This window comes from Catenuloplanes atrovinosus (assembly GCF_031458235.1).
Taxonomy (GTDB): domain Bacteria; phylum Actinomycetota; class Actinomycetes; order Mycobacteriales; family Micromonosporaceae; genus Catenuloplanes; species Catenuloplanes atrovinosus.
The window spans coordinates 7,477,585-7,496,831 of sequence record NZ_JAVDYB010000001.1 but is presented as its reverse complement, the minus strand read 5'-3'; the positions used below and the strand labels follow the sequence as shown (position 1 = coordinate 7,496,831).

Annotated in this window: 16 protein-coding genes and 1 pseudogene; 7 read left to right on the top strand and 10 right to left on the bottom strand. The window is 63.5% G+C overall.

The genetic code is table 11. The features are described 5' to 3' along the window. Positions 1-3: 3 nt before the first annotated feature. From J2S41_RS33365 to J2S41_RS33350, 4 genes are all read right to left on the bottom strand, one after another. Positions 4-1,191 (bottom strand): restriction endonuclease subunit S, encoded by a 1,188-nt coding sequence (locus tag J2S41_RS33365; protein ID WP_310376712.1) that lies wholly within the window; start codon positions 1,189-1,191, stop codon positions 4-6. A 22-nt stretch (positions 1,192-1,213) separates the two neighbouring features. After that, positions 1,214-3,616 (bottom strand): type I restriction-modification system subunit M, encoded by a 2,403-nt coding sequence (locus J2S41_RS33360; RefSeq protein ID WP_310373968.1) that lies wholly within the window; start codon positions 3,614-3,616, stop codon positions 1,214-1,216. Between the two features lie 387 nt (positions 3,617-4,003). Next, positions 4,004-6,562: a S8 family peptidase gene (locus J2S41_RS33355; RefSeq protein WP_310373966.1), complete on the bottom strand. Its 2,559-nt coding sequence runs from the start codon at positions 6,560-6,562 to the stop codon at positions 4,004-4,006. 3 nt (positions 6,563-6,565) lie between these two features. Beyond that, positions 6,566-7,243, bottom strand: coding sequence for an AAA family ATPase (locus J2S41_RS33350; protein ID WP_310373964.1), 678 nt, complete (start codon positions 7,241-7,243; stop codon positions 6,566-6,568). A 484-nt stretch (positions 7,244-7,727) separates the two neighbouring features. Between J2S41_RS33350 and J2S41_RS33345 the strand changes: the two genes are divergently transcribed. After that, a complete protein-coding gene (locus J2S41_RS33345) occupies positions 7,728-7,979 on the top strand; it encodes a helix-turn-helix domain-containing protein (protein WP_310373962.1) in 252 nt (83 codons plus the stop codon). 527 nt (positions 7,980-8,506) lie between these two features. Here J2S41_RS33345 and J2S41_RS40020 read toward each other — a convergent pair. The 4 genes from J2S41_RS40020 to J2S41_RS33320 form a co-directional block, all read right to left on the bottom strand. After that, positions 8,507-8,911 (bottom strand): tyrosine-type recombinase/integrase, encoded by a 405-nt coding sequence (locus J2S41_RS40020; RefSeq protein ID WP_510183745.1) that lies wholly within the window; start codon positions 8,909-8,911, stop codon positions 8,507-8,509. Between the two features lie 228 nt (positions 8,912-9,139). Then, on the bottom strand, positions 9,140-10,222 hold the full coding sequence (locus J2S41_RS33330) for an AAA family ATPase (protein ID WP_310373959.1): 1,083 nt from the start codon (positions 10,220-10,222) through the stop codon (positions 9,140-9,142). A 766-nt stretch (positions 10,223-10,988) separates the two neighbouring features. After that, a complete protein-coding gene (locus tag J2S41_RS33325; protein ID WP_310373957.1) occupies positions 10,989-11,939 on the bottom strand; it encodes a restriction endonuclease subunit S in 951 nt (316 codons plus the stop codon). Between the two features lie 3 nt (positions 11,940-11,942). Beyond that, positions 11,943-13,811, bottom strand: a complete 1,869-nt coding sequence (locus J2S41_RS33320; protein WP_310373955.1) for an HsdM family class I SAM-dependent methyltransferase — start codon at positions 13,809-13,811, stop codon at positions 11,943-11,945. Positions 13,812-14,324: 513 nt separating this feature from the next. Between J2S41_RS33320 and J2S41_RS33315 the strand changes: the two are divergent. Then, positions 14,325-15,488 (top strand): annotated as a pseudogene (locus tag J2S41_RS33315) (IS630 family transposase). On the opposite strand, the gene J2S41_RS33310 reads toward J2S41_RS33315, so the two are convergent. After that, positions 15,469-16,104: a hypothetical protein gene (locus tag J2S41_RS33310; RefSeq protein ID WP_310373954.1), complete on the bottom strand. Its 636-nt coding sequence runs from the start codon at positions 16,102-16,104 to the stop codon at positions 15,469-15,471. The pseudogene J2S41_RS33315 and the gene J2S41_RS33310 overlap by 20 nt on opposite strands. Positions 16,105-16,217: 113 nt before the next feature. Next, positions 16,218-16,838: a hypothetical protein gene (locus J2S41_RS33305; RefSeq protein WP_310373953.1), complete on the bottom strand. Its 621-nt coding sequence runs from the start codon at positions 16,836-16,838 to the stop codon at positions 16,218-16,220. 71 nt (positions 16,839-16,909) lie between these two features. On the opposite strand from J2S41_RS33305, the gene J2S41_RS33300 reads away from it, so the two are divergent. The 5 genes from J2S41_RS33300 to J2S41_RS33280 all read left to right on the top strand — a co-directional run bounded on the left by J2S41_RS33300 (position 16,910) and on the right by J2S41_RS33280 (position 19,153). Continuing rightward, positions 16,910-17,506, top strand: coding sequence for a phosphoadenosine phosphosulfate reductase (locus tag J2S41_RS33300; protein WP_310373951.1), 597 nt, complete (start codon positions 16,910-16,912; stop codon positions 17,504-17,506). A gap of 27 nt (positions 17,507-17,533) precedes the next feature. Further along, positions 17,534-17,725, top strand: coding sequence for a hypothetical protein (locus J2S41_RS33295; protein WP_310373949.1), 192 nt, complete (start codon positions 17,534-17,536; stop codon positions 17,723-17,725). Between the two features lie 114 nt (positions 17,726-17,839). Then, entirely contained in the window at positions 17,840-18,094 is a 255-nt protein-coding gene (locus J2S41_RS33290) for a phage terminase small subunit (RefSeq protein WP_310373948.1), read from the top strand. After that, positions 18,091-18,249: a hypothetical protein gene (locus J2S41_RS33285; RefSeq protein ID WP_310373946.1), complete on the top strand. Its 159-nt coding sequence runs from the start codon at positions 18,091-18,093 to the stop codon at positions 18,247-18,249. The genes J2S41_RS33290 and J2S41_RS33285 overlap by 4 nt, the downstream gene beginning before the upstream one ends. Before the next feature lie 91 nt (positions 18,250-18,340). After that, entirely contained in the window at positions 18,341-19,153 is an 813-nt protein-coding gene (locus tag J2S41_RS33280) for a hypothetical protein (RefSeq protein ID WP_310373944.1), read from the top strand. Positions 19,154-19,247 lie beyond the last annotated feature (94 nt).

Below are 19,247 nucleotides of genomic sequence, written 5' to 3'. Positions count from 1 at the left end.
CCGCTAAGTCCTCTCCACCGGAAGCCGTACCCGCCCTGTTAGCAAATCTTCCATCAGCCCCCGCTTTACCCGCTGCAGCTTTTCTTGTTTCTGGGTAAGCGCGTTTAGCTGCGCGTCGCAGCGTAGAAAGGTAGCAACTATCCGATCCTGCTCTTCGAGACAAGGCACTGCCACACGCAAGTTGAGAACCACGGCAGCACTGATCTTTACCATGCTCTCTGATGTTCCCACCGCATACGCTTGAATCTGCTTACGAACGGACGGCGACCTCAAAATCAGTTCAAGAAAAGCTGCACGCATCTCATTCGTAGGCGTAAGCCGCATCATTAAGTCAGGGTATATGCACGGAAATCCAACGCTTTTATAGCGACCGACTAAACCAACTAGCTCCCGAGTGTTCGCCCTGGACATAAGCAAGTCTCCGTCAACCAGAATCGCCCGCCGCAGTGCGGAGTCACCAGATGGCGCATGCTTGAGTTGACGTGGAACAAATCCTCGGGGCGTCAGGCAACCCAGGCCGAGCATCAAGGTCCCCGTCGGCGTCTCAGCTTCCCTTGGGCTATAGCCGTTCTTCGGCGCACCAGCAAGCAGTTCTCTCAACCGCAGCCGCCTCCATCCGTCACCTGCTCGCAATAGATCTGCGAGCATAGCGCTGGACGTTCGTCCCAATTTAGCGATCGCGCGCTCGGTGGAGCGGATGGACTCGTCTACCGAGTTCAAGACTTCCGCGATTTGCCGCTGTACTCTAGTCGGCGGTGCAGGCACGACGAAGTTCCGGATTTTGGCAAGCGTAAGTCGGGTAATTGCGTTACCCGACACTTGATCCTTCAGCCTTGCCTGACCTTCCGGTGAGGCAAGGTACTGAAGAAAGAACGAAGGATGCGCTCTAGCCTCGTCAAACCGAATCATTGCCACACTTGACAGCAAGCTGAACTGCTCGTTCAGTGTGTTTAGCGCCACGTTGCCGGTGTTTGCGCCATCCTTCGTCAGTAGGAGGTCTCCGCGCTGGGGATCGCAACGACGGTAGATTTGACCGTGCTCCGCCGCGGAAATCCAACCCGACTTGCTGAGGTCTAGATAGCCCAACCTCACATTCTGAGACGTCAAGTACCGGAAAGGGCCGGTCTTCGACGACGGTGAGAAGTGAGTACCGTCCTGGATCTTGGTTGCAAGGTCTCCAAGTCGCCTCATCGGCCAAGGTTGGCGGCGATCCTCACTTTGCATAGCCCAGCTCCTTGAGGTAGGTGGTGAGCTGGACACTGGCGGCGACGCACTGGGCTTCAACGTCGGCTAGGGAGACGGCGTACTGGTCCCACCAGTGCTGGCACGCGGCGACCACCTGGCGACGGTGGGCAGCCACGTACCCGTCCAGGTGCGCGGTCAGGTCCTCGTTCCAGATCTCTATCACGAGGTCCTGCTCCTGGGGGCCGGCCAGCGCAGCCCGCGCCCGATTCAGGGTGGCGACGAAGTCGGCCTTCAGCTCCCGCTGCCGCTTGCGCACCTTGGTCAGCTCCACCTTGAGCCGTTTCAGCTCCGCCGGGCTGACCCCATCCTCGGCGTCCTCCTCCGCCGGCTCGTCATCCTCGTCGGCCGGGGCTGTAGCCGCCTTGATTTGCGCGTCGAGCTCGGCGCGTTGTGCCTCGACAGAGGCCAACTCCTCCAGATACTCGGGAACCAGCTTCGGCACCAGCCGGTGTTCCAGCGGGTCGATCTTCGACCGCTCGTCTTCCAGCGCGGCGCCGATAGTTGTGACCCAGCCGTCAACCACGCCACCGAAACCGTGCGTGGTCAAAGTGCGCAAATCATACTGGTTGGAGTCCCACCAGCGTACGATCACGCCCGCGATCTGGAACCGGTCAAGTAGCCCGACCGGCAGCAGCGCCGTGGTGAAGGAGTCGATCAGCTCGGTCCGGGCGGCCATCAGCCGCTTCGTCGACGGCAGTTCGACAACGAGCTTATGGTGCTCGTCCCACCACTCGCGCTGCGCGGTGGCCAGCGTCGCCTCCCGGCCGCGTACCCCGGCATGGTCGATGACCAGGGTGTCGAGCGCCGCACGGTCGACGCCCGGCGCGAAGTCGTAGTAGGCGTCGTCTCGGTCGACGAACACGGCGTTGGAAGTGAAGCCGTGCGCGGCAAACAGGTCGGCCTTGTCAGCGACCTCGGACTTCGGTACGCCGCCGTGAAGGTGGGCGCGCACGTCGTGCGGCTCCGGCGGTGGGGCGTTGTCGGCGTAGCGGCGGATGTTGAGGTTGTCGTCGTTGTCGCGCAGCTCGTCGCGGGTTGCCACGCGGGCGTAGCCGGGGATGTCCGTGAATGCCTCGTACGCGTACACGATCTTTTCGATGTGCTCGGGCAGCAGGTAGTTCTGTGCGCGGCCGGTAGCATACTCGTGGTCGGCATTGATGAACAGCACCCTGTTCGTCCGGGCGGCTGGCTTACTCTTGGGGGCACGCAGCACCAGCACGCAGGCGGGAATGCCTGTGCCGTAGAACAGGTTCGGCGGCAGCCCGATGATGGCCTCGATGACGTCGTCGTTGAGCAGGTTGGTGCGGATCTCCCGCTCGGCGCCGCCGCGGAACAGCACGCCGTGCGGCATGACGGTGGCGGCGACGCCGCTGTTCTTGAGGACGGCAACCATGTGCTGGACGAACATGAGGTCGGCCTTCTTGCCGCCCTCGGGCGCCCAACCCCACCGGAAGCGGTTGCTGTACTTCATGCCGTCGCTCGAGTAGTTCAGCGAGAACGGCGGGTTGGACAGTACCCGGTCGAACAGGTCGAGTTGGCCGCTGTGGGCGTGGCGCGGGTTGGCCAGGGTGTCGTCGTTTTCGATCTTCGCGTCGGGGATGCCGTGCAGCAGAAGGTTCATCTTCGAGATGGACCAGACGCTGCCTGCGTTCTCTTGCCCGGCCAGGAGCAGATTGCGCGGGTTACCGCCGTGCTCCTCGACATACTCCTTGGCGTGGATGAGCATGCCGCCTGAGCCGGAGCACGGGTCGTACACGCTCATGGCTTCGGTCGGCTTGACGAGCCGCACCATCATTCGGACCACGGCGCGCGGGGTATAAAACTCGCCGCCCTTCTTGCCGGCCGAGTCCGCGAACTCCTTGATTAGATATTCGTAGGCCGCGCCAAGCAGGTCGGGGAACTCGAAGTCCTCGGTGCGCAGCCGGTAATGGCTGAAGTGGGCGATCAGGTCGCGCAGCTTCTTGTCGGGGATGCGGGAGTTGCCGACCTGCCGGTTGAAGTCGATGTGTTGGACCACGCCCTCCAGCGACTCCGGGTTGGCCTGTTCCAGTGCCGAGAGCGCCTTGTTGATGCCGTCGCCGACGTTGTCGTGCAGCCGGCGCAGGTGGTGCCAGCGGGCGGTCTTCGGGACGAAGAACGCCTCCCGGTACGACTCGGGCTGCTCGGCGCGGTGCTCGGCGTCCTGCTCGCCGCGGCTGGCGTAGCGTGCCAGGACCCGTTCCCGTTCGGCGTCGAACATGTCCGATGCGCGCTTCAGGAACAGCATCCCGAAGATGTACTCCTTGAACTCGGAGGCATCCATCTTGCCCCGCAGGATGTCCGCCGCCGCGAACAGATGCCGCTCCAACTGCGGCAACGTCAACTTCCGCACCCGCTCCACCCTCTGCGCTCAACCGTGTGCCGTGCAAGCGCCCAGCCTAGGCCCATGCGGCCGGTTGCCCCGACCGGAGTCACCCGCGCGTTGCGGGGTACGTCGACCGCGACGCGAGTCGCCGAAGAGAATCATCCGGCTAGACCCTCGCGCCTACTCGGCCGGGCGGTATACGGGCAAAGCAGTCACGGTCGTAAACCGAGGAGTGGCATAGCTAGGTCGGAAGTCTGACAAATACCGTGGTGATGTCAGTCCGGGGCGCTGCCAGCCCGCACACCGGGTGGGTCGGTTGCGGTCGGTGGTTGCAGTTCCCGACGTGGTGGACCTACCAGCCAGGGGCGGGGTGGTGGCCTTGGCAGAAGAACGATCCAGGCTATCTCCCAACGATCAGTGGTGGGAGATCTCGATCAAAACTGGCACGCCGATCTGTTGTGCGACGGGTGTCCAGATGTCCACCTCTGACTCCGGAGTCTCGATCGATACCACGAGCGCGTAACGGGCGCCGAGGTCGCTGCCGTCACGGCGCTTATTGTCCTTCCACCAGCCGGTTACCGGGTAGACCGCGATGGCGCCGCGATTTGCCAGGTCGGCTGCGGTGCCCTCCCAAATATCCGTGTGTAGTGAGCCTGCGGTGCGCAGGGTAGGGCCCAGAGTCCAGCGTCCGGTGTCGTCGGCACTGCGAGGCCGGTTTTCCTCCTCGGCGAGAGCGCGTCGGTTGAGGCGCTTACGGAAATCGTCGGTGGACTCCGTTGCCCGGCGTATGTCGAAGCGCAGGTTGTGGGAGGCGTAGCTGTATCGGCCTTTCCAGCCTCGACGTCCGGGGTTCGGCTCGATGAAATAAGACAGGGTGACCCGGAGTCTGACCGTCGCGTCACCCAGGTCGGCGAGGATGTCAGCCGGCCACGGAAGATCGTGCAGGTGCATCTCGCATGTCTCACCATTACGGAACGGGTGTATGACATCCTGGGCGATGAGGGTAAGCGCATCGCCCGCGCTGCGGGTGGCGCGTTCCAGGTCGGGTACGCCCATGCCGTAGCGGCGGTGAACGGCACGGAGATCGGCTTTCTTGGTGGCGTCGTCTACGTGTATGCGCATGGCGTCGGTCCACTCGGCGGAGTGCACGATTAAGGCGCGCACCGTTTCAGGCCACAGCGACGGGTAGTCCGCCATGATGGATGCGGCGAGGTGTGCGGCCTGCGCGGTCGCGGCGCTGGTGGCGCAGGTAACCGACAGTAGTCGGGAGTCTCTCAACGGAGCCCTGGTGGTAAGCAGTTGGAGTTCTTCGGGGGTGTCGAAGCTGGTGCCGTCCGGAGAACGGGCGATGTTGCCGCCCTCGAATACCACATCCGGTTTGACGGGCCATGCGGAGTGGTACGCGACCGACGTGCGTGAGTGGGGCGACAGTTCGCCTCGTGACGCGACGGGTGTCCAGCCGTTCCAGTCCCGGCGGGCTGTGGCGAGGCTGTCTTTGCGGGTGTAGGCACCGACTGTCAGAGCGTTCCATGCCTGTGCGGGATCCTGGACCGCTTCAAGATCGCTTCGCTGCAGGTGGTCTGTCTCGAAGCGTGATGAATCGACATTTCCGGCCGAGACGAGGAACAGTCGGCGTCCGTCGTTGTCTGGTGCCTCGACGAAGACCAGCCCTTCGCTGGTTGTGGCGACGGATCGGCCCGCGGCCAGTGCGTCGATGGACGCGGACCAGGATGTCGGCTGGCCGATCATGATTGCAGAGGCTCCGTCGGGCCCGGTGGAGTCGCTGGCGGTCATGGCCAGCGAGAAGACCCGCCGTCTCTCGGGTGCGGCGATCTCGACCCGGCTGGTTGCAGTGGCGGTGACGGCGGCGTAGAGCTCTGGCGGGTTAAACCGCGGTGGTGGCGGCCGCAGTTTCACGGACTCGAGTCGATGGCGGAGTCGAATCTCGCGGTTCGAAAGGAGTTCGTCGCCGAACGGCCCGTACAGCGCCAGGCCGGCCATTTCGGTGCCGTGCCCGTCGTGATCATGGATGCCCCAGCTGGCGTCGCTGGCGTGGCTGTCGGATTCCGATAGCGAGCCCGCGAGCAGCGGGTGGGTGCGGTGTACTCCGGTATCGAGAACGCAGACCGTGGGAGCATCCGTGTCGGCTGGTCGGGTTCTCGTCGCCAGTTGTGTGACCCAGTCGGCCTGCTCAGCGGCGGGCTCCAACGCAATGATCGGTGTCAGCTCGTGCGCACGACGGAGCTCAGCAAGATCGTCGAGGACGTCAAGGGCCCCGGCGAGTTGCTCTGCCGTAGCGTGGGCCAAGACGACGACGCGTTCACCGAAGCCGAGCGTTTGCCCGCTGACCTGGATATCGGCCTGGGAAGCGAAGTGTCTGAACCGAGTCAGCTCTTCGCCATCGCGTCGGCGTAGCCAGACCTCCCACCACACCACGGTGGTCGGTTCGGGGAACTCACCAGGTGGATCAGTCCATAGCGTTTCGATCGTCGCCAGACTGATCTGGTGGATGCGGTCGATGAGGTTGCGATGGCGGGGGTTGTCTTGTGCCGCTGTCTCTGCGTATTCCTGCAGCCGCGAGATGAAGTATCCCATTGTTCCGTCGGGCACGAACACCGTCGCGTGCTCCACTACGCCTGATGCAGTGGCGACCTCCTGGACGGAAATGAGTTCAGGGTGCTGCCGACCGGCGCGTGGATCGAGTGATTCGAGAGCCAGATGAATGCCCGGGAAGCTGTCGAACCCCAGGTAGACGCCGTCAATAGCGCCGTCGACGGCGTAGGGCCGATCAGTGCGGGAACTGGCGGCGGTGGCTTCGACTTCCTCAAGTTGGTCGCGGAGGTGCTGGATGTGCGACTGCCGGTCCGTCGGGGCAGGAATTTGTGCGCCTCCCCCGCCGCCCGGGGGACGGGTATACGGCTCGGCGGATGCGCGGGCGCGGAGGATGAGATGTACGCGGTTGCGAGGTTGCATGGGTTATCGGACGCCAGGCGCTGCGCGTCGCCGTTCTTTCAGTGCGACGATCAGCGAGGCGATCGTGACGTGCTGCTGCTCGGACAGGATGGCCTCCTTCGCTGCCAACTCGCAGGCGACGGTGATCTCTGCGTGGCTCAGGCCGGCTGCAGCCTCGTCAACTCGTTCCCACGCCCAACGCCGCGGACTCATCGTAGCCAATCGGTTGCGAATGACCGCTCGGGCGACGTCGCGTGTTGGTAGTGGGTAGTCCACTACCAGATCGAATCGTCGGAACAGTGCCCGGTCGAGTAGCTGCGGGTGATTCGACGCGCCGATTAAGAGACTTGGCGAGTCGGGCTGGTCGAGGAACTGAAGGAACGAGTTGAGGACTCGCCGGATTTCCCCGACGTCGTTGCCCAGCGTGCGTTCGCCGGCTAGGGCGTCCAATTCGTCGAACAAGTACACCCCGCGCGTCTCCGCCAGGGCGTCGAAGACTAGGCGCAACTTGGCGGCCGTCTCGCCCATCATCTTCGTGATCAGGCCGTCAAGCCGGATGGTGAACAAGGGCAGGCGCAGCTCACCGGCGAGCACGTTGGCGGTCATCGTCTTGCCGGTCCCGGGAGGGCCGAGCAGCAATAGCCGACGCAGCGGATGAAAACCTCGCTCCCGGAGGCGGTCTTGCTGACGCTGCTCGAGCAACGCCCGATCTAGCCGCTGCCGCACACCATCCTCAAGACACAAGTCCGCGAGTCGGCTATCGGGATATGCGACGGTCAGAAGGTCGGCGAGCTCACCTCGCGGACGGGCAACAGGAACCGGTCGACCAGCATTAGTGATACGACTTGGCCGGGTTTGAAGGCCGTCCACGAGGTCGCGTAGCTCCTGAGCGAATCGGCCTTGCCCGCTACGCGCTGCACTTGCGGCTACCTGCAACGCCACAGAGTAGAAGCGTGCGCTGTCGCCCTCGCCATGGCTCTTGACGAGTGCTTTCACTTGGTCTGCCGTTGCCACGTGAGCCTCACACCCGCCCTTCGCTTGCCGCTGTCCGGTTCCCCTGGGTCCATCCTGCCTGACGAGGAGCCGTCGAGCTGACCCCTGTAGCGACGCGAAAGCGCCTCGTCCGCGACTGAGGGCCTAAGTGATAAATCTTGACCGCTCAAAATTTATCACTACGCTGGTTGACATGCCAGCGGGGCGCGCGAAGCGAGAGGAGAGCCGGTTCCGTGAGGAAGCGAAGCGGCTCGGAACGAGGCTGCGCTCGTTGCGTGACGAGCATGGAATGACCCAGGAGCAGCTCGCAGCTCTTGCACAGGTCGCTGTGTCAACGCTCAGAAAGATCGAACGAGGACATGTGATCGAGCCCGGCTACTTCACCGTCTTGTCCCTGGCGACGGCCCTCGGCATCAGCCTCGAAGAGCTGCGGGACCAGGGGTGACAACTCCTACGGTCAAGCGGCGAGTGATCAGGCGGTCTGATCTATGGATCGGATGCCTTCCTTCAGGGTTACTGTCCTCGGCGGCGGCTCGGGGTGATGGGTCGCAGCCGCGTCGAGGATGGTGATCCGTAGGTGATCGCATGTCGCAACGGCGGGATGTCATGACGCAGTAGCCTCGGCGGCAGGGGGCCTTGGCTCTTCGCTTGAGCCGTACTGATTAAGCGGTTCCTACGCAGCGTGATGGCGTCGCGTGGTGATCCGGTGGTGATCGGATGTCGGCGACCGTTTCAGCACGGGCGCGACCGCATCAGCACGTCCGAGTGGCGGCTATCGATCGGCGAGGCGCTCAGCTCATGTACTCGGCCTGGACCTGCGGAAACGTGCTACGGATCAGAAGGTTAGGGGTTCGAGTCCCTTCGGGCGCACTTCTTCGTTTAAGGCCTGAGCTGCGGAAACGCAGTTCGGGCCTTTTTCGTTGTCCAGCCTTTGTGCAGGTTGGGTGGCGTGTGGGTGGCACATGGGTGTCGTCACTTTACGTGGCGGAACGGGTGGCGGCGGCTGCGTGACCTGTGGCTTCGCTTCTTGCCGGTGGGCCGTTCCTCCGAAGGTGTCTCTTCTTCGCCGCGCCCCGCTGACCGGTTCTTGGCGGCCTTTTCCTTGATGCGTTTGCGGGTATGCCGGGCCGCGGCCAGGACCAGGGCGGCGGTGGCGTCGGCGCAGCGGCGCTGGGAATCGGGTAGGACGCTGGTGTAGGTGTCGGCGGTGACCACGATGCTGGAGTGCCCGAGCAGGTCCTGGAGCGTCTTGAGGTCCGCGCCGGCTTCGTGGGCGAGGGAGGCGGCGCCGTGGCGGAGGTCGTGGAGCCGGACCGGGGGTAGGCCAGCGCGGTTGGTGAGTTTCCGGAACCGGGTGGTGGCGTAGCTCGGGTTGATCGATTCGCCGTCCTTGCGGGTGAAGACGTAGCCGGAGTCGATCCATACCTGGTTGTTGCCGTGGCGTTGTCTCGGTGGGTGAGCTGGCGGCTGCGGTGTGGACGCAGGATCGTGACGGTGTGCTTGTCCAGGGCGACGGCCCGGCGGCCGGCGGCGGTCTTGGGTTCGCCTTCGATGACGGTGTAGCCGGCGGTGGTGCGCTGGCGTTCGACGAACAGCAGTCCGCGGTCAAGGTCGACAGCCGCCCATCGCAGCCCGCAGAGCTCGCCGCGGCGCAGCCCGCGTAGCGCCGCGAGCCACCAGAACGCGAACAGGGAGTCCTCGACGACGCCCTCTAAGAACGACGCGAGTTGTGCGGCGATCCACACGGCGACCGTCGGGTGTTCCCCGGTGAGCTCCCACTGCTCGACGCGGCCTTCCGTCCAGACCTGGGCGTGCGGGCGCCGGTAGCCGACGATCTCGACGTGCCGGGCCGGGTTCGATGCGATCAGCTCCTCGCGTACGGCTAGGTTCAGCGCCGCGCGCAAGGTGGTGCGCAGGTGGTGGAGTGCCGACGGTGACTGCGGGTTGCCCTTGCTGTATCAAGTCCTCCTGGCGGCCGGCGAACGCCAGCGACGGGGCCAGGACAAGCTGCGGACCGGCCATATCGGCAATGCGGTCATGGATCATGCCTCGAACTTTTCGTAAGTTCGGATCCCGGCCCAGTTTGTCGCGGGCCGCCTGCATCGCGCGCAACGCATCGCCGAGATTCGCGTCCGATGGGGGCAGCTCTCGAAGCAGCCGGGTGAGCGGGCTGCGCTCGGGTCGGTCGAGGTCTCCCTCGGCATCGCGGAGCGGGGGCAGCACCGACAAGGCCGCGTAGCGTTTGGCGGCCAGCATCGCGTTGGACGGATCGTCGGCGCCATAGATCGTCCACTGATAGTCATCCGGCGTCAGCGGCGGCCTCGCTGCGGTGCCCAGCACCGCTGCCAATGAGGTCTTCGGCTTGAAGAGATAGGTCAGCCGTGCCACCAAGGGATCCGTGTCGACGATCGCTCCGTCGAGTTCGCTTCGTGCGTCGTCGCCCTCGTCGAAATCGGTCAGCTCGAATTGGACCGAGACCTCGGCATCGTCCGTCATCGGTGGGCCGCCGTCATGGATGTCGTCCGGTTGTAGCCACCGACGCCGGTCAGGGAAGTCGGGGTCCAAGACCAGCCTCAGAGCGAACAACAGATTGCTCTTCCCGACGCCGTTTTCACCGACGATCACCGCGGGATTCGGGAACGGGTCGATCTTGAGGTTGGCGAAGTTCCGAAAGTTTCGGATGTGCACCCTACTCAGCTGCACAGAGCCTCCCTGCCTACTTAAGATCAACTGTGCGAATCAGCAGGCTGCCCATTATTACGAGTGCCCGTGCAAGAGTATCCAGCTACAGCTAGCGGACGCGACAAGATCGAGACCGGGCTGTATGTGACCGGCAAGGGGAGCGGACATTGCCACTGTTGTCTGGTTCGGGTGCCAGGGGAGCGCCGAGGCCCTGACCGCAGTCAGGATCTCGCGTTGCTGTTGGCAGCCGAACGCTTCCCTTTCTGACCGTCGCCTGTGACGAGTCCGTGCGACGGGGAAACCGGGCTGCCGGGGGTGATGCCGAGATCGCGCAACGAACCGCCATGGTCGGCGGCCCCGGGAACGCGGCAGGATGGCCGAGCCTGGGCTACGGCACACCACCTGACCCACGTGGTGAAGACGCTCGAAGATTCGCATGACGAGCTCGGTGGCTGACTCCTCCGGCCCGCCTTCGGCGATCGTCCCCCCGCCGCTGTTGGTCGACAGCCGCCCGGAATGCCGCTGCCGTGCCGGCCACGGCGGGGCCTGGCGCCCGACACACCCCCGGTATCAGTGGCGACCCGCACTGCATCTGCGTGCCGGCGCACGGGACAACCTTAAGTCTGTCCTACGGAGCAAGCGCGACGGCGTGGGCGTACCAGCGGAGCCAGCCTACGAGCCTCGAGAAGGGCCCCTCGATGGCGCGGCCTTTCTGGATCGCAACTTCCTCGCAGGCTGCCATTGCGCCCGCTTTGTCCGGCCGGCGCTAACACTATTCTAACGCTAGATCCGCCAAGGGCAATGAGCGCATGTACTTCTCCATTAATGCCCAATACGGCTTTCCGTTACCATCGACTGGTAGATAGATCCCAGAATCTTTTAGGCGCGAAGTAGTCCATTTTCGGTTGAAGTGCCACCTGTACCGCTCGTTCTTGATGACGGTACATATGAAGAGTGCCGCGCCTACTGTTAACGGCTCGTGAGGTTCCAGTACGGAGACATCACCTGAGGCCACGAAGGCCTCAGGTTGGTAGAAGGCGAAACCCATCCCGCCGTTGCCGTTGCTGACGACCGAGATGGAACCTGCTGGGTGAGCGGCCAGCCGGTCAACGCGGGCGGAGATGCCATTCGAGTGAGCGATTGCGCTTACAAAGGGAGTGGCGCCCTCGCGTAGATCTCGGGTGGTGCCACCGCTGCCGCGTTTGATGTCAAATACGTCGGTCAGAGAAATCTTCGACCATGGCACCTGATTCAGGTCGGCTAGGTCCTCCGTCGAGGTTGACGTTAAACGCGGAGGGACAACTAGGCTAACCCATTCTGGTGCCGAATTGGGTACCAAAAGATCAGCCAAACTCCTGTTGGCCTGCCGTCCGAAATTGTAACGATATCGGTTGTGTTCGATGCATTGCGCCCACCAGATCTTTTCATTGATTGACATCGCATGCCTTGGGCGTAGCACAAATACGTGAAATCCTGTGTAAAAGTCGCGGGGTTGAACAAAAGTGGCGAGAGCGTGGTTCCGGGAGCGCAGAGAGACGGTTAGAAGGCCAGCTGGCAGGGGCGGCGTTGCAGGCAATTTCTCGACCCAGGCGGACACACCATTGTTTTTGGCGGTTCGGGAAACAAAAGCGATGCCGCTGTCACCGTCTGACATCGTCAGCTTGTTGAGCGCCAAGGATGTCCCGTACTCAATCAAAAAGTGTTCCGAAAGAGGTACGTACATTGCCTAGTCCTGGCCTTCGTGGTCTGCGCTTTCGGGGCCGCCGTGAACGAGGCGGAAGATCGCATAATTTCTCAAGGATGCCTCAAAATCGCTACGCGATATAGTTGAGTAGTCGGTCTCCATGTATGCCTCAGCGCACCACTCGTCTTTGTGATCAACTTTGCGGGCTATGCTCAGGCCGGGCTGCACTAATTTTGCATGGTACGCGGCCACCCAACTATCCGCGGTGGCGGACCACTTCCCGTTAAGGTCGATGCGGCCCCGGTCCTTTGTCTTGACGAAGCCGTCGTCCTTCCAGTAGCCGAACCAGGTGGGCTGCGGCGAGTATTGATGTGGCTCGTGCGCTTTGAAAACCATGGCACAGGTGATGACGCCCACGGGGTGAAAGAGGTCGTTCGGCAAAGACATTTGTGCAACAAGGGTATGTCTTTCCAGCAGAGTCTTCTTCACGGGATGCGGTTCAATTGCGCATGACATGGGAAGCACGACCACCGCGGTCCCGCCGGGTGCAAGTATGTCGAGCAGTTGGAGTACAAAGTTTAGTTCATGGAGGCCCTCGCCCTTCTGGGAAAAAGGAGGATTGATCAACCCGATAGTTGGTCGGCGATGATTTCCCTCGGAGTTTTTCAGCAAAGCGACTACATCGGCATCGAAGCAAGATGCCTGGTAGAGATTCGCTTTACCATCACCTCGAAGGATCATGTTTGAAGCAGCTAGGGCGAACATATGCGGCTGTTGCTCGACACCCACAAGTTGCCGTCTGCGGATTTCAATTCGTCGTTCCATGTCTGCTCCCGCTCGGCGGTCCATCTCCATCATCGCAGAAATAAGGAATCCGCCAGTGCCGGCGCATGTATCCACAACTGTATCGAGAGGGCTTACGTTGGCGATCCGAACAAAAAGCTCAGTCAAATGCCGTGGGGTGAGGACGATTCCAAGGCCCTTTTTGTCTCCGCCCGTGTACCGGAGAAACTCGCCGTAGAATTGACCGATTACATCTACATCATGGTAAGCCTGGAGGAAGGGCCGAACATGGCGATCGATGTCACCAATCAGGCGGTTAAGCGGGGTTTCACCTTGACTATTCTGGCGGGTAAGTTCCGGGTGTGTCTTCACAAACTGGTATGGCGCGAGCATAGTCACTCGCTTCTTTTCTGGAATGTCGGCATCAATGGCTACGCGCTCGATAGCAGCATAGAGCTCCGTAGCCAAGTGTCGCGCCTTAAGTCGGCTCCATGTTCGGGAAAATGCATCATCTCTTAAGGCTAGAAGGATTCCCGAAACGACGAGTGGCTTCTCGGATTCAGAAAGCTTGGCATAGTCCCGCATATAGTTGTGGAGGTCACGACTGAAGGCGATCAACTCCGCTTCGGTCCTTGCCTTCACGGCCGGGTCAAACGTGAGCAAGTCGATGTAATCGCGGACTGGTATCAGGGACGTTGGTGTTCCATGCGGAGACTGCAGCAGTTCAGGTTGAGGGCTTCCTTTAAGCTGCCTAAAAGTGGACACCTGAAGTTGGTCATTAGTGGTCCCGCTGACAGCCAAGGCGATGACATCGTAGTAGCTAGCCAGGTGGCGTGAGTAGTGAAGAACGCCATCCACGGCATACTCGGCGGGCTTTGATCTATCTGAACTTTCGTGCTTTCTAACGTCAGCTTTGCATTCGACCACGATGACGAGGTCCGGCGCCTCCGTGGGAAATGTGATGATGAACTCGGGCTTACCTGCCCCGGCGCCGGCCTTACTGGCTGCGGCAAGTGCTTGCTTGATCCGAGGTAGTCCTGACGTCTGCTCGTCGACCTGCTGGCCCTCAGTCGCGGTCCGCTTGAGGTGCTCCCGGACGATGTCTTCCGTTGTGCGCTCGTTCGGCATCTTGTCCGTACCTCCACGGGCGATGAGGCCAGCGGATGCTGCCTCTAGCCAACTTGATGATGGAGGAAGGGTATACACCTGGCGAGGGTGACCTCTCGAGGGAGAGACAGTAGAGCGGTCAGCGGCCGTCGCGGTTTCGTCCGAGCGCGGCCGGGAAGGTTGCTCGCTGCGTGGACTGAACATTCGATTGACCTCGATGCCTTCAGACTGGTTGGCGCGACTGTGCGAACTTCCGTGCCAGGCACAAGTCCGCACAAGATCAACCGACAGGTCCGTGGTTCGTTATGGCCCGGATTACGGCTTCGCGAATTTTGCCTGAGTTGTATGTCCTAGATATCCGCGCTCTGTTGCCTGGCAATGTCAAGTCGTGGCGTCTGGGCCTTCGCGCCGTGGCTAGTGGGCTGTCCACGAACGTTCACCGGGTCTGAGACACGCCGGGCGGCTTGCGCCGCCTGGCGGTAGACCGAGGGCAGTCTCGTCAGCATTGTTGTTGATGAGGGTGGGTGGTGTGGGGTGGCCGAGCCGTTACGGGCACGGCGGTTGACCCAGGACGAGGGCCGCAGGCTGCAACAACTCGTCCGGCGCGGCAAACACGACTCGGTCCGGGTGCGTCGGGCGTTGATCATCATGGCGTCGGCGTCCGGGACGCCGGTCCCGGCGATCGCCCGGCTGGTCGCCGCGCACGAGGACACGGTCCGGGATGTGATCCACATGTTCAACCAGATGGGCTTGGCCTGCTTAAACCCTCAGTGGGCGGGCGGCCGTCCCCGCCAGATCAGTGAAGACGATGAGGCATTCATCGTCGCGACGGCCACATCTCATCCGCGTCGGCTCGGCCGGCCTTTCACCCGCTGGAGCCTGCGGAAACTTGCCGATTACCTCGCTGGCCGGGACAGCAACCGGCGAGTGGTCCTCAGCCCGGAACGACTCCGGCAGCTCTTGCACGCCAACGACGTGTCCTGGCAGCGGACGAGGACCTGGAAGGAATCGACTGACCCTGACTTCGACGCGAAACTCGGCCGGATAGAGCACGTCACGAACGCATTCCCGGACCGATGTTTCGCCTTCGACCAGTTCGGGCCGCTGGCGATCCGGCCGCAGCAGGGAGCGAGATGGGCGCTGGCCGGTGAGCCTGGCCGGCTGCCTGCCACCTATCACCGCACGCACGGCATCCGCTACTTCCACGGCTGCTACAGCCTCGGCGACGATTAGCTCTGGGGAGTCGTTCGCCACCGCAAAGGCGCAGACCACAGCCTCGCCGCACTGAAATCGATCCGAGCCGCGCGGCCGGACGGCGCACCGATCTACGTAATCCTCGACAACCTCTCGGCGAACAAGACCGCGAAGATCCGCGCATGGGTGGCCCGGAACAAGGTCGAGTTGTGCCTGACGCCGACCAGCGCGTCCTGGGCCAACCCGATCGAGGCCCAGTTCGGACCGCTCCGCACGTTCGTCATGGCCGGCTCCAACCACCCCAACCACACCGCCCAAAGCCGCCAACTACACAAATACCTGCGCTGGCGGAACGCCAACGCCCGCCACCCCGACGTCCTTCTGAGGGCGCCGACACCGGAACGTCATAGCACCTGGGATCCTGTACGGGTTTACGGCTTGCCGGCTTACACGCAGAGTGAAGTATCTGCTGACTACCCGCAGCTCAAATCGGCCATGAGCTGAGAAGCTCACCCGCTACGGAAGTCCCAACGGCCTTGACGAGAGCGTCACTGACGGATTCGGCCATGGTGCGAAGAATCCGCCACCGGGGCTCTGCCTCGGCAAGCTCATCGTTCATCATCGTCAGGTCCCGCTCTGTGCGGCGTTTGACCGTCGGATCGACCTCGTTCTCGTCGAGAATCTTGCGCACGGCGGCGACGAAGCTCTCGGCGCTCTCGCGCTGATTGACGTTGAACGTGCCGGACTGGTGAGCCCCAGGACTCCCTTGCGAGATCTGCGAGCCAACGATCGTCCCGACGTGCATGATATTGATCAGCGGAACGAAGTGCTCGGTTCTCTTCTTCGGCTCCTCGATCGCCTTTTCCATCTCGCGGATGCCGCGGTGCGTCAGCATAACGGTCGGCAGTCCACCCAACGGCCAATGCGCGCGAATGAGCCGCTCGCCTTCTAGGAACTTCAGCGCGTCCCAGACATCATTCTCGTTTGGCTGCGCCCCGGTCCAGCCATCCGGGACCTTAAAGCCCGCAGCGTGCATCCCTTCCGATTCGCTACCGCCGGTCACCTCGAACAGCCAGTTCATAAAGGCTGTACGCAGCTTCCGCTTGTCTTCGGTTTCCATCGATACTCCAATGCGAACGTTGCTCGACTGCACTGTCGAGTGAGCAGCAAGCTATCCGATCGTTTGTGCTGAAGCCAGTCGATCAAGAAGCAACCCCGATCAACCACTCGCATTTAGGGAAAATCCGCTCGAATCTCGCGCTGGTGGAGTCCTGCTAGCTCCTCGCCGCCCGCCCCCACGTCGATTTCCGGCGTGAGAATCCAAGCCTGCTCCCAGTCTTTATGCCGAGACTCAAATGTGAAACGGACTACCGTGCCGATTTCCGCGCGCCAGGCTTCGTCGGTCTGCCCCTCACGGGCTGGCGTGGTTGGGATGAGCTGGAATACCAACTCCTGGCCTTGCGCCATCCCGCTGGTTGGGCACGTCACACCGGCCGAATCGGCTCCCGGGTCGTGCGGTGGATTGAAGATCGGGCCGGCGTGAGGCTGCAACTTGTACGGAGACCACACCGGCCCGCCGTCCTCGGGCTTCGGTCCGCCGCGATGGGGATTCGGGTCTCGAATCGAGAGCTGGAAGGCGTGCAGTCGTCGAAGCGACGGTGGCCCGATCAGTGTTACGCCCAGCCGTAGCGTCTGCATACCGGAGCCCCAAGGTCGGCAGGTCAGGCGGAACCGTGGGGCAAGTTCGTCATGCCGACGCTCGCGGTCACGTCGCGCCGTCTCTCGCGTATACCAAGCCGCCAGGATCGAAATCCCGAGCGCCGCAATGGAGACGACAAGAGCCCATCCGTCCATCCCATTGACGCTAGCCGCCACACACAAACCCCCTGACCAGAACCTGTCAGTAAGACGGTAAGGGGGTCAGCGTGTCCACGCTCCGAGTGGTCTCCTACGGCGGCGGTGTGCAGTCGACCGCGCTCTTGGCGCTCGCCGCGGCTGACCGCATCGACTTCCGTACGCTCGTGTTCGCCAATGTGGGCGCCGACTCCGAGCATCCGTCGACCCTCGCCTACATACGCGACGTGGCCGGCCCGTACGCGCGCCGGCACGGTATCGAGCTGGTCGAGCGCCGGCGGACCCGCCGTGACGGGACGACGGAGACGCTGTGCGGTCGGCTAACCCGGGCCGGCTCGCGGTCGTTGCCGATATCGGTTCGGATGTCGAACGGTGCTCCGGGCACCCGGAGCTGTACGGCGGATTTCAAGATCAAGGTGTTGGCCGGGTGGTTGCGGGAGAACGGCGCGACGCCAGCGCGGCCGGCGACGGTGGCGGTGGGGATCTCGCTCGACGAGTTGCACCGCGTGCACAACCGGCGTGAGCACCGCTACGAGCGGGTGACGTATCCGCTGCTGGATCTGCGCCTGGACCGGTCGGCGTGCCTGCGGATCATCCGGGAGGCCGGCCTACCTGTCCCGGGCAAGTCGGCGTGCTGGTTCTGCCCGTTCACACGGCCGGCGACGTGAGCCGAGCGCCGGCGCGACGACCCGGAGTTGTTCGCGCGCGCATGCCACCTCGAGGACTCGCTCAACGCGCGCTGCGCCGAGCTTGGCCGCGACTCGGTCTGGCTGACCCGCTACGCCCGGCCTCTGGCCGAGGCGATACCGCCGGCGCCCGACATACTTCCCGGGTTCGACTCCCCGGCCGACGACATCACCTGTGACAACGGCGCCTGCTGGACCTGACGCCGGAAGGGGGTGATCGGATGGGTACCAGTGGCCCGGTGCCGAAGCGCGACGCTCAGCGCCGCCGGCGCAACAAGTCCGACCCGGCCACCGTCGTGGCCGCCCCGCGCGCCGGTGGAGCAGCCGCCGCTCGACTTCCCCGCCCACCAGGTCGCCGCGCACTGGTATCGGTCTCTGGCCGAGTCCGGGCAGGCCGTGTTCTACGAGCCGTCCGACTGGGCCGCTGCAAAGTTGATCGCATTCGACCTGACCCGACACCTCCACTCCGGGCGGGTCTCCGCGCAGATGCTCGCCGCCCTGTGGTCAGCGATGAACGACCTGATCACCACCGAGGCCGCGCGTTGGAGGGTGGCCGGCCAGCCCTGGTGATCGCCGGGGAGGCGCAGCAGTGGATGGCGAACAACGAGGGGCACGCGATGGCGAGAGTCATCCGGCGCAACCTCGGCAAGTCCCGCGACGGCGCGGCCCGCCTGGTCGAGCTGACCAACGCCCACGAGCCCGGCTTGGACTCCGTCGCGGAGTAGTCCTACGAGGCGTGGCAGGGGATGGCCGAGGGCCGCACCAGCGGGCTACGACTCCCGCGAGGCTCCACCCGAGACCGACATGGCAGACCCCGTGAGCCTGCGCGCCGGCCTGGCACCCGCGTACGGCGACAGCACGTGGGCCGACCTGGACCGGCTCGTGGAGGAGATCTACGACCCGATCACCCTGCCGAGCGAGGCGCGCCGCTTCTACCTCAATCAGATCGTGGCGGCCGAGGACGCATGGATCACCGCCCCGGAATGGGACGCGTGCGCCGTCGATGACCTCATCGCCCCGGGCGAGACCGTCGCGGTCGGCTTCGACGGCTCCCGCTCCGACGACGCGACCGCGCTCATACTGTGCCGCATCAGCGACGGCCTGCTCGACCTGGCCGCGGTCTGGGAAGGCCCGGACGGTCCGGCCGGCGACGGCTGGGAGGTGCAGCGCGAGCTCGTCGACGACGTGTGCGGCCACGTGTTCGGCCGGTACCACGTCGTCGCCATGTTCGCCGATGTGTACGGCTGGAAGTCATACATCGACGTGTGGAGCGAGCGCTACCGCGACGCGTTGTGCAGGTGCTCGCCCCCCGCGCTCGGCGGTCGGCTGGGACATGCGCGCCCGCACGGGCGACTTCAGCAGCCGCGGCACCGAGAGCATGAACGCTGCGATCGTCGACAAGACCCTGCGCCACATCGGTCATCCGCCGACACGTGCTCAACGCCCGCCGCCGGCCAAGCCGCTGGGCGTGTCGTTCGGCAAGGAACACCGCGAGTCCCCGCGGAAAGTCAACGCGCTCGCCGCCCCGGTGCTCGCCCCTCTCGCCCGCGCCGACGTGCTCGCCGCCGGCTCCAGCAAGCGCGAACGCTCTGGGAGGAGTGTGGGCACTTTAGAGCTCGGGATGCTTGACGAAATGGACCTTCTCGTAGGGAAGTCCCTCAGGGTCCTGCCTGATGATCAAATTCGCAGCCACGGCTCCCCAGTCGAGATCGACAGTCCAGGA

Bases quoted from the DNA above. Each gene is read 5' to 3' on its own strand.
- J2S41_RS33365 (WP_310376712.1), bottom strand. From the start codon at position 1,191: ATGAGGCGACTTGGAGACCTTGCAACCAAGATCCAGGACGGTACTCAC.
- J2S41_RS33355 (WP_310373966.1), bottom strand. From the start codon at position 6,562: ATGCAACCTCGCAACCGCGTACATCTCATCCTCCGCGCCCGCGCATCC.
- J2S41_RS33345 (WP_310373962.1), top strand. From the start codon at position 7,728: ATGCCAGCGGGGCGCGCGAAGCGAGAGGAGAGCCGGTTCCGTGAGGAA.
- J2S41_RS33325 (WP_310373957.1), bottom strand. From the start codon at position 11,939: ATGTACGTACCTCTTTCGGAACACTTTTTGATTGAGTACGGGACATCC.
- J2S41_RS33320 (WP_310373955.1), bottom strand. From the start codon at position 13,811: ATGCCGAACGAGCGCACAACGGAAGACATCGTCCGGGAGCACCTCAAG.
- J2S41_RS33310 (WP_310373954.1), bottom strand. From the start codon at position 16,104: ATGGAAACCGAAGACAAGCGGAAGCTGCGTACAGCCTTTATGAACTGG.
- J2S41_RS33305 (WP_310373953.1), bottom strand. From the start codon at position 16,838: ATGGACGGATGGGCTCTTGTCGTCTCCATTGCGGCGCTCGGGATTTCG.